Consider the following 10,674-nt stretch of genomic DNA (forward strand, 5'->3'; position numbering starts at 1 on the left):
GGTGTCAGGATCTTCTACAACACCGGTAATGGTAAATTCGATAATATAAAATCCGGTAAGAATAAATTGAGTAAGGAGGCTACGGTAGAAGGCATGTAAAATGAAAATAGTAAAAAAAACAAAGCTATCTGTTTTAATCCTACTACACAACTTTTGGTATTGATCCCACTTTACTGCTCGAAAATTTTGCGCACCAATAATAGTGTAAGAATCTGTTAATCAAGGTTTTCGAAATCCGAACATCTTGATTGTAAAGAACAACAATCTTATTTTATAACTTTTTAATTATTTTAAAATGAGTGCAAAATTTAGTTTGTATTCTTCCTCAAAAGAAGAGGAGGATATGTTGAAGGCGATCCTGTTTATTTAAGAATTACAGTTGATGGAAAAAGATCCGAATTGGCTATTCAAAGAAAATGTAGTCCTGAAAAATGGAACACAAGAAAAGGATGTATGGTTGGTACAAAGGATTCGGTAAAGGAATTTAACGCTTATCTCTTGGCATTTCAAACAAAGGTTTATGAAATTCAGAGATCTTTACTTACTGAGGGGAACCTTGTTGACCCAGAGCTGATAAAAAGAAATCTGACTGGAAAAGATAGGTCTGCGAAAATGTTTCTGGAAATTTTTGAAGAGCATAATGAAAATATGCATAGGTTGGTTGGTAAGGATTATTCTGCATCAACGCTGACTAAATATGCAACTTGTCTCAAATCATTAAAGTTGTTTGTGCAATTCCAATATAAAACCAGTGATATCAATGTACGCCTTATGGATTTTAAATTCATTACATCGCTGGAGATGTATCTAAAAACGCAAAAAGGAGTCGGACACAACACTACCATGGGCTATATCAAAAAGGTTAAAAAGATAGTCCATTTCTGTATCGCTAATAAATGGCTTAATTCTGATCCGTTTATGGCATTTAAAGTTTCAATAAATAAGACCGCAAGAACCTTTCTGAGCGACATAGAAATGAAGAGATTAACTGAGAAGGATTTGAAATTCGGCGATTGGCGGAAGTTAGGGATATGTTTATTTTTAGTTGCTACACAGGACTTGCATACGTTGATGCTGCAAAACTTACAAAAGATGCGATTATTAAAGATGGTGATGGAACAACATGGATTATGATGGACAGAACGAAAACAGGCGTAATGGCCAATATTCCACTTTTACCTCAAGCTGAAAAAATAATTGATAAATACAACGACCATCCAAAAGTACTTATTACTGGTAGACTGCTTCCATTGATCAGTAATCAGAAAGTAAATGCCTATTTGAAAGAAATATCAGTTCTCTGTGGGATTACAAAAGAACTCACCCACCATTGTGCCCGTCATACATTTGCCACTACAGTCACCTTGTCAAATGGGGCTCCTATAGAAACTGTTTCAAAGATGCTTGGTCATTCCAGCCTCAAGTCTACTCAACATTACGCGAAGGTACTGGACAAAAAAGTTGCATATGATATGAAGAAACTGACTGGTGTTTTGAAATAGATAATATGCATTCTACTATTTGAGAAGGTTGAAATATTAAGATCAAAGTAATTTCTTTAAAAACATATTTTCTAAGACAACTCTATAGAAATCGAAATTTAAAAGTTTATTCAAATTTTGTTGTGCATAATCATTAAAGTAGTCGATTTGATAGGCTAGTTTTTTAACTCGCATTCTAGAAGCGGGATTGTTTTTTCAACCAAGAAGAAAAAGCAAAACCTTTCTTAACCTAGTTTAAGCTTCACGATCGCATTGCTCAGGGAGTCGGCAAAAATGATATGAAAGCTTGAGTACTAATAAATAAAAGCCATACTGTGTAAGTGAAATTTCACGCTCCTCGTTTATTGTTGGTAAGAGAGGTTTTAGTTCTTCTATGGGGTACCAGAATATCCTGTCAAATAACACAATTCTTTCAGCTGTACCAACACCAGTTTTGGGCAGGTAAAATAAATTGGAATAAGTTTGCGCAATCAGATTTTTTTTGAAATTATTTATTTTCTGATCTGTGTAACCTGCGTTTTTCAGATCCTCTAAATAATCATCCAATTTGAGCAGAGGGGCAAACAGACACTGTTTAGGATTAATGTTACGGTTATTCTCAAATGAAATGTCGCAGGTGTTGGTAAGGACAAGCGCATCAGGATAACTTTTCTGATAGGATGCATTATCTTTATCCCAATGGGCACTCCTGATTTCTTTAAGAATGTCACCCTGCATGAAATATTCATATCCATAATCCTTGTAAAAATCATCATACGATATTTCAGTTCGGTTTGCTGGATAGAATTGTTCTAAGGCTTCCTGCAGCCTTCCCTTAGCCTCGTTTGTAAGGTAGGACGGTAGGAGATTGTTCCATTGCTGCTCACCAAATGCCATAAGTTATAAGCGGTTTGATCTAGTTGGTGCTGTTTTAATTGATTTTACGAAAGAATGATTAAGGATGTTCTGCTCAAACATTTCCAGAGCTTTTGTATCTCCAAAAAGATCACCGGCAAGAGATTGAATGTAATCCTGATTCATCATGAAATCTGTTTTTGCACCCTCAAAATAAGTAAAAGTATAATCTGCAACTTTTAAGTCTTCTGAACAGTGGCGGGGAAACTGTGTGACAAAAATATCCAACAGCTCCACTTTTCTTGGTGCTTCCACAGTATGTTCAGTATCTATTTTGATACTTGAAAACATATTATTGCCTTGAGAGACAGGGAGTGGTATGATTGCCGAAAAATCCATTTATAATATTCCTCTGAGTTTGTGTGTAATAATAGATTCGAAAAAATCACGAACCGGTTGACGGACATCCGAAGATATTTTTTGCCAGTCCTTTATGTCTGCCCCTTCCTGCATGGTACCAGTCGCCCCACATTCGAGCATATAAGGAATTAGACCGTCTGTGCCTGCAGGTTGTGGGGTAATCCTTAAATTTAAGATTATCCCATTATGGGTTATGTAGTTTTTGGCCACTTGTACATTTGCTTCCCTACCAAACTGTGTTAGTGGGTTAGAAATCACCATAAAATATTCCGAAAGGTTATCATTTGGTGAAAAGCCAAAGCTGTTTAGGTAAACCAGCTGACAGCTGAAAAGCTTTTCATAAATCCCAAGCTCAATATACTTTTCCATGAAGGGCTTCATCAGTTTTTCATTGAAAACTTCCCAGTTTTTATAAGTGGAAACGATGTGAAAAGAGATAAATTGATTACCCATTGTAATAGCATAGTTCTTTTCTGGATTCCGGAAAATCATCTGAGATTCTCCTTCCTGAACAGTTGATGCTTGATTACCCATAGCAGGATTGAACTGGAAGACAATACCTTTTTTTTCCTGTCGCTCAGTAAATCCGTAGCCAATAATTTTATCGAAGTACTGGCCAAAAAACGCACTGTCCCACTTAACGGAACCTTGTATGAATTTGAAGGTGCAGACCACTTCTTTTAAATGTCTGTTACTATACATTTGTTAATTTAGTAGGCAAAGTTAATAAATTTCAAAAAAAAACAGTTAACCATTCTCCCATTGTTACAATATAGTTATTAATAAAATAATTTAATATTCTTTAACATATATTTAACAATGAATTACTTCATGTGTTTGAAAAAGCTTTATTATTGTCTTCTAAACCTTATCTTTGGAAAGAAAACTTTCCAGATCTTCAGGTGAATCCGACCAGCTCAATGCTGGTCGTGCATAGGGTGCAAAGCGGGCATATTTAGCATATTGTGCATATTTAGCATACTTAACATATTCCATGTAAACAGCATAGGGACAGGTATCTTTAGTGTAGCCTACCCTATATCCGTTAAGATCATAAACTATTCCGTTAATAAACCAGCCCAAATGCCTGCCCCTCCAGCCATAAATAGCATCATCTACGAGATAAGATAATGCATGACCATTCCAATTGTATATCGCATACCCGTGCTGAGGAGAAATGTACATCACTGGATGGCCAAATTTAGTATAAAGGGTTGTCTCCATGTTCTTAATAGCTACTATGCAATATTAGCGAATTTAATCATCAAGCTCGTAGATTCCACGTTAAATTTTATGGCGGAATTAGCTCGAGGCAAATAATTAAAAGCTTTGAATAGATTGAATTTTATAAATCGCAATTTTTGTGATAGTAAGGATTAAAGACAAATTTGTTTCAGTCGGAGATAGTCTTAAATAAGCTTTAATCGAATTTGAAGATTTATGATGCGGGTAAAACTGATGTTGTTCCGTTGAATGTGTTGTAAAGAGGTGATTTGAAAATCATCGATATTATTTGCGTTTTATTTTGAAAGTGCATGAAGGTGTAATAGTTTTCGAAATCTAGATTTTCAATATCCTTCAATAAAGATTTGTAAATATATTATAGGAATATAAAAAGCCTCCAAATATTCCGTTAAGCCAGTTATGAAATAGAAGTTCTTGAATACAAAATGTATTTTGTTTGCTTATGCAATCATTCATTTTGCTATAAATATTCGCCTAACTTGCAAACAGCGAGAGACTTTTGATTAATTCAGATTTTAAAAGGACTAATCACTTTTAATATAAAAAAAGTTTTTCATGCCAATATTGGGCAGATACTTTAGATCTCGCCGGAACTAAAAATAATAGCCATGAAGTATAATAAATTATTAATATATTTGATTATAAAGTCGTTGTTCTTAAAAAGATTTATTGGTGTGCATTTCGAGCGCATTATATTTTGTCATTTTTAACTTATTATTAAATAGGTGTTTACGTGGTGAGGTTCGAGTCCCGTCCATTCCGCGAAAAAGTTTTATTTAATTAAAAGCCCGTAAATTAAATGTTTCCAGGCTTTTTCGTTTTCTATGGATGGCAGGTAGCGGATATCGGTACCTAGCTAACCTGATTAAAGAAGGTAAAGTAAAGCGCGTTTGCGTATCAGAAATTGATTAGGCGCGGTTACGACAAGCTAACGAGGTTCATCCCATTAGCCCATTGCAGTTCGGCAATTCTTTGGCAGACCATTAAAATTTGCAAAAAAAATTGACCGGTTGAAGCCACCAGGGGAAATGCCAGCTAAAAGTATGCTATACGAACCATTAAAATCTTTTACCTGCTTTCTGCTTTCTTTTTTAGCAGTTGCTCGTATGCCTGGCTCTCTTGTCTTTCCATGGCACTAGAAATCTTGATGCCGGCTTTCTCAAACGCAACTAGTAATCTTTTATCGAAATCTGCGATGTATGAAGCAAATGATAAAGAATCTTTTTGTTCAGGAATTGTTTTAAAAGGAATATCCGGTTTTTTAAACTTGTGCAAAACGGCTTGAGTACTATCATTTCCTTCCAAAAGAACGGAGTCACCATAATTTGTAATCTTTGCTACATAATCTTTGGTGAGGTATTTTAAAGAATCATTTTCTATTTTATACGGAAGTTTGAACCGGCCGACTTTCTGGTTATAGAAAACTACATATTTCGAATCAATATCAAATTCGCTATAGCCATTTGCGGTGGAAAACCGATGCCATTTTCCGATTAGTGAGTTTTTATTTCCGTCTACATTTTTAGGACCTGGCGAATCGCAGGCGGAAAGGATAAAAATGAAAAAAGCAATAAAATAAAGGATGGATCTCATGGTAGCTAATGGTTGAAATATTAAAAGTATTTAATTCAGGTAAGTGAATAGAAGCATCTACAATACATACCGCCTGGCTTATGCCCCAGGCAGTATGTTGTGAGTGTTTTAAACAAATATTTACTGTGCCCAAATGGTACAATTAATATTGCCATTCGTATTAGAACCCCATGTTTCTGAAACCATAATAGCTGGAATATTTAACTGGCCAAGAGTATATCCGAAACTTTTCCATTTATTATAGTGGTTGGCAAAAGTAATGGTGTGGTTTTGTCCGGTAGATGTTTTGGTAACCCTGGAGCTATAAATCTGCCTGAAGCCGTCTCCACCGTCGATGTTTTTGCCCGTCATCCATCTGGTCCATACATTGTAGCCTGCACCATCGGTTTCAAATGTGCCCAGGTAAGTACCGGTATGCGGTGATACTGCACCCCATGTTTCATTTACATAATATTCGTAATACGGACTTCTGCTCCATCCATACCAGCCAAAAGTACCGCCTCCAGAGTTTGAATACGTACTCAGGTTATATCCTATCTTATAGGTTGGTGACCCTACCGAATAACCTTTACCGCAGGTAAAATTGCCGTTAAATCCGTTCCAGTTAATGCTGTAGTTTCCACCAGTACCGTTGGCGTAATTAACTGTACCAGTTGCGCCGTCGCTCTTCCAAAGCGACCAAAAAAAGCCGTTATGCGTACCCGATTGGTAGGATTCTACCGTGGCGACTGCCTTGTTAGCGGGAGGAGTAGTAACAATCGTTTCCGGTGCCATCTTTTCATCTTTTTTACAGCCAGTTAAACCTGTAGCGCCTGCAAACACCATGGTTGCAGCTACCGCAAAAGTAACCTTCCTGGTTACGCTTGTGAGTAAGTTTTGTTTTTTCATAATTGATATATAAATTGGTTAGGGAAGCAAATTAAAGGTATTGACTGCCGATAGATGGCTAATAATCAGTAAATTTGTTATACAAATGTTTATACCTGATTTGTATTTTTAATTTTGTCATATTGTAGTTTTTAGTGTTTAACATTGATTCCTGCCGAAGGACATTGGTGCTTGCTAGCAATTACTTTTCTTTGATTCTTCAATTCGCTCATTTACACTTCCCTGTAGCGTTTTAACAAATTGTGTCGTTTTTGATTAAAAATAAATAAACATGAAAAAAATAACGCTAGCATTATTGGTAGGTATCACGCTACTAACCTGTAAAAAAAATAAAGCTACTTCTGATTGTGGGGACAAGATCTGTACTGAGGAATTTGCTTCCATAATGATCAAATTCGTAGATAATAAGGGGGGCGGTGCTGAAGTAAAGGATTTCAACGTAATAAACCAACGCACAGGTAAGAGAATGATCGCTAATTCCAGTATTTCCACCAGCACTACGAGAGGCGTATTTATTATTGTTGATGACCAAAATAAACTTGACTTATCAGAACAGGGAGATGATTTGAAAATTACGGGTACCTCTGCAGATACCCAGCAAACTAAATCTGTTGTTGTTAAAGTGAGTGGAGGTAAATGTGCATGTCACATCGTTAAAATCTCTGGGCCGGGTCAAATTGCTTTCAATTAAGCCTGTTTATTCTATTCACAAATTATAGGCCTTATCATAAATGATCAACCTTAAACTTGATCTGGCATTTCAATACTTCATGAAGCTTAATAAAGTCTAGTCTCACATGTAAAATCCAAAAGAATCATTACTTAATTTTGAATCAAAAAAAAGCTGTACCCATTTTTTTGGGTACAGCTTCATTATAAAGTGTATTTCGAAAAATAGATTAATCCAGCAAGGTCCAGGTTTTTCTGGCTTGTACCTGTTGTACAACCTGCTGTTCGGCTACTACGATATTTTCTTTGCGCTGGCCGATGTATTCTAAGCCGCTCAATTTATTCCAAAGGGCTACCAATACGTTCATAAATTCGCTAACCATTACCATGCTGTTGTTAATCTGTTTGTGATCATAAACCAGTTCGATGGTTTTAGCCAAAAGCTCTTCAAAATTTCCTGGGGTAACATCTTTCCACTCGTAAAAATATTTCAGTAGTTCTTCCCGTTCACGCGGATCAATCAGTTTGATAGCAGTAAAAAAGATATGAGCTAAACTAGAAAAATACCCCGTTAAAACAACGGGCGATTCGCGGTGGGCAATATTTCTGTATTCGTAAAATAAGCCGGCAATATAATCTACAATCTTTTCAGAAATCAGGCGGATATTTTTGCCTAGGGGTGTAATATTATCACGTCCTCCCGTTTTGTCGATAATTTTGAACGCAGCAAGCTGCAAATCGTTTAATAAAACACTGAACGATTCGTAATATCTGATCAATGCCGGATGGCTAGTTATGGTTGAGCTAGGCGGAATATAACTAGCGTTGATAGATAATCTTCCATTTTCATAATAAACCTGTCCGATTGTTAGAAAATAGCTGTCTGCTGTTTGCGAGCTTACTTCACTTTCTGGCAAAACCGTAATAGAATAGTTTTTAGTCAGTTCAGGATAACGGATTGGACTTTCTTCAGGGTTTGGTGTACCTGTAGGCACGCGGTTAAACGGACTCACAACCAATAAAATAACATAGTTGCGAGGTTCTGATTGTCCAAAGTAATGGTTATGGACCAAAGTATCCATATTGTCAGACTGTGTAATATCGATATGGCAGCCCTCGGGTGTAACTGCATTACAGTACCTCACCCTAATTTCGATATGATTGGTTGCTTTTTCGATAATTTCGATGTCGTGAGAGCTTTTATAACCAGCAAAAGGGGGTAGAAATCCGTAATTGCTGTTATTTAACTGTAGCGATACGGCATCTCGTACAAAATCCTGCAAATAGAGATCGCTTACCGTAAAATGATCACTGGAGAGCTTCATGCCATTAATCCAATTAATGGATTTGTATTTAAGCGGCTTTATCATGGGTAAATTTTTTTATAGATTAGATAAAGATAGCACTTTCGCCAACTTCGTTAGGCTTATTTACATTTTCTGATACGCGTTTTGCGTAAATGGTCATTTTCTCTGTTATGCCATTTTCAATAATATCCAGATCGGGATCTATGAAAATATTACGTTTAAAAAAGGAAGTTTTAATAAAGAAAATCCATTTATAGTTCTCATGATCATCGCTCCTGAATTCGACAGGGCTTTTGGCAAATTTCAGATTGTAATCATCAATAAACTTATGAAACCAGATGCCGAAGTTCATGTTTTCTACAGCCTTAACTTTTACCTTTAATGGTTCAGGGTCAGTGCTCCTTTTATAGAGTTCTAACTCCAACACTAAAAGCCTGTTGAAATCTACATGATCCATATTGATGTCTAAAGGGGTATCAGGATACCTCCATATTTTGTAGATTTCGGAAGGAATACTCAATAGGGAAACATAAGCCCACCAGAAAAGAAGCGGAACAAAAAAGCAGGCGATGCTGCCCGCGCCAAACCAGCCGAAATTTACAGCGCTTAACCAATTAAAAGCAAGTTGGTATAGGTATACCGATAAAATAGCCGCAACCAGGGTGGCAAAGAAGATGAATACTTTACGCTCCAGCAAATCTTTAGGGTAATATTTGGTTAGTAAATAAACAAATATGACGCCCATAAGAATGTAAAAAGTACAGCATATAATGTAGCCCCAGGGCATGAAATTAAAATTGAGGAAGCCCAAAAAACCCGGAATAGCTAAAATAATACCGATAATTAGAACACTTACAATAAGTTTTTTGTTGTTTAAAAACTGGTTCTTCTTGTTGATGATAGAGAGTACGGCCGTTGAGACCATAAAGATCAGCGGAAACAGGAGAAAGCGAATAAAAAATGATTTAACGTCCATTAATTTTTATAGATGAGATGTAGTACAAATATAGTATCTTTAGTATTTGATATAATGTCTTATTTTTTCGATAATGGATAAATTTAATCTATAACAAAAATGCAAGCTTAAAGTTTAAATGAAAAAAGAAACTTTTATAAATAACGAACTCTTTACAGATTACAAGGCAGTGGCCCACGCTGCTGATTTGATAGAACGTGATATTATAGCGGCCGATCGTATCGAGATCATCCCGTTAGGGCCAGATAAGCGTGCTTTTGCAAAAGACATTGAAGAAACGAGCGTTTATTATTCTGAAAAAAGAAGGCACGATCGTATCCGTATTCACGTGAATAGGGAAGGCTTATATGATATGCTGCCCGAAGGTCTTTTCCACCGGCCGCCAACAGGTAGTGCTGGTATGGATGAAGAATCGATGATTAAGGATATCAGGGAAAGGAGGGAGGAAGAAAAGCAGGCCCGATTATTTTTTACCCCATTTGATGCCGAAATTAATCACGTAAGAATCATGACCGAGCTATATGAAAATATGCTCGATAAAAAAACAACCTATTCTGATTTAAGCCGGATTTTCGAATTTGGATGGGATGAGTTTAATCTCCTAAACAAAGAGCAGAGTATTATCTGGATGCATTTGTTGCCGGAAATCCAACAGAAAAGAAGCGATATCGATTTTGTATCAAAAGTGCTTACCGCATTGTTTAACTTGCCAATTACGATTGTAGATGCTACCGCTAATGTTAAGCCCATAAAAATTGCAGACGACCTGCAAATACAGTTGGGCTCTGGCTCATTGGGCATTGATACCATTATAGGAGATAGTTTTATGCCAGAACATGAATCTTTCAATATTAACATTGGCCCGACTTCCCCGCAGGAGTTGGTCAATTTTATTCCAGGGCAAAAGAACAGGGCCATTTTGGATATGGCTATAAACTACTTAATGCCTGTAGATACAGAGGTAAATGTTGAACTCCTTACCGCGCCCGATTTACAGGAAACGGTATTGAGTGAAGATGGCGAGCGTGCTTTTCTAGGTTATACGGTTTATCTTTAAAGATTCTATTAACACTGGTCAAGATCGTCATGGCAAGGCATGAAGCAATCCTGCAACCATCGCAAATGCTATCATCTCAATCCGATAGCTCCTAAAATCCGCATGTCTGTCGTAATCTAAATATTTACTAACTTCTAAAGATGAATATTACCTGATTTTATTCCCCGATAATTATATTTTTAG

Annotated in this window: 11 protein-coding genes and 1 pseudogene; 4 read left to right on the plus strand and 8 right to left on the minus strand. The window is 36.5% G+C overall.

Going from position 1 to position 10,674, the window contains the following annotated elements; all coding sequences use genetic code 11:
• Positions 1 to 369 precede the first annotated feature (369 nt).
• A pseudogene (locus BLR60_RS24315) lies at positions 370 to 1,134 on the plus strand (phage integrase SAM-like domain and Arm DNA-binding domain-containing protein); the annotation flags it as partial.
• Positions 1,032 to 1,502: a site-specific integrase gene (locus BLR60_RS24320; RefSeq protein ID WP_090505132.1), complete on the plus strand. Its 471-nt coding sequence runs from the start codon at positions 1,032 to 1,034 to the stop codon at positions 1,500 to 1,502. The pseudogene BLR60_RS24315 and the gene BLR60_RS24320, both read left to right, overlap by 103 nt.
• Before the next feature lie 234 nt (positions 1,503 to 1,736).
• On the opposite strand, the gene BLR60_RS24325 is transcribed toward BLR60_RS24320, so the two are convergent.
• The 6 genes from BLR60_RS24325 to BLR60_RS24350 form a co-directional block, all read right to left on the minus strand.
• Positions 1,737 to 2,378 carry a hypothetical protein gene (locus BLR60_RS24325; protein WP_090505135.1) on the minus strand — a complete coding sequence of 214 codons (642 nt, stop codon included), beginning with the start codon at positions 2,376 to 2,378 and terminating at the stop codon, positions 1,737 to 1,739.
• Between the two features lie 3 nt (positions 2,379 to 2,381).
• Positions 2,382 to 2,735 carry a hypothetical protein gene (locus BLR60_RS24330; protein ID WP_090505138.1) on the minus strand — a complete coding sequence of 118 codons (354 nt, stop codon included), beginning with the start codon at positions 2,733 to 2,735 and terminating at the stop codon, positions 2,382 to 2,384.
• The gene (locus BLR60_RS24335) at positions 2,736 to 3,458 is read right to left on the minus strand and encodes a TIGR04255 family protein (RefSeq protein ID WP_090505141.1); all 723 of its coding nucleotides are present in this window, start codon (positions 3,456 to 3,458) and stop codon (positions 2,736 to 2,738) included. It abuts the gene before it with no gap.
• 159 nt (positions 3,459 to 3,617) lie between these two features.
• The gene (locus tag BLR60_RS24340; protein WP_090505144.1) at positions 3,618 to 3,980 is read right to left on the minus strand and encodes a 4-fold beta flower protein; all 363 of its coding nucleotides are present in this window, start codon (positions 3,978 to 3,980) and stop codon (positions 3,618 to 3,620) included.
• 1,089 nt (positions 3,981 to 5,069) lie between these two features.
• Positions 5,070 to 5,594 (minus strand): hypothetical protein, encoded by a 525-nt coding sequence (locus BLR60_RS24345; protein WP_090505146.1) that lies wholly within the window; start codon positions 5,592 to 5,594, stop codon positions 5,070 to 5,072.
• A gap of 120 nt (positions 5,595 to 5,714) precedes the next feature.
• A complete protein-coding gene (locus BLR60_RS24350) occupies positions 5,715 to 6,482 on the minus strand; it encodes a glycoside hydrolase family 11 protein (protein ID WP_090505149.1) in 768 nt (255 codons plus the stop codon).
• Between the two features lie 271 nt (positions 6,483 to 6,753).
• Between BLR60_RS24350 and BLR60_RS24355 the strand changes: the two genes are divergently transcribed.
• Positions 6,754 to 7,173, plus strand: a complete 420-nt coding sequence (locus BLR60_RS24355) for a hypothetical protein (protein WP_090505152.1) — start codon at positions 6,754 to 6,756, stop codon at positions 7,171 to 7,173.
• Between the two features lie 208 nt (positions 7,174 to 7,381).
• Here the strand turns inward: BLR60_RS24355 and BLR60_RS24360 are convergent, their stop codons facing one another.
• Positions 7,382 to 8,521, minus strand: coding sequence for a hypothetical protein (locus BLR60_RS24360; RefSeq protein WP_090505154.1), 1,140 nt, complete (start codon positions 8,519 to 8,521; stop codon positions 7,382 to 7,384).
• Between the two features lie 19 nt (positions 8,522 to 8,540).
• A complete protein-coding gene (locus tag BLR60_RS24365; protein WP_090505157.1) occupies positions 8,541 to 9,434 on the minus strand; it encodes a TssN family type VI secretion system protein in 894 nt (297 codons plus the stop codon).
• A 118-nt stretch (positions 9,435 to 9,552) separates the two neighbouring features.
• Here BLR60_RS24365 and BLR60_RS24370 point away from each other — a divergent pair, with 118 nt between their 5' ends.
• The gene (locus BLR60_RS24370; protein ID WP_090505159.1) at positions 9,553 to 10,491 is read left to right on the plus strand and encodes a type VI secretion system baseplate subunit TssG; all 939 of its coding nucleotides are present in this window, start codon (positions 9,553 to 9,555) and stop codon (positions 10,489 to 10,491) included.
• Positions 10,492 to 10,674 lie beyond the last annotated feature (183 nt).

The sequence above is a fragment of the Pedobacter terrae genome (assembly GCF_900100705.1).
In the GTDB taxonomy this organism is placed as follows: Bacteria; Bacteroidota; Bacteroidia; order Sphingobacteriales; family Sphingobacteriaceae; genus Pedobacter; species Pedobacter terrae.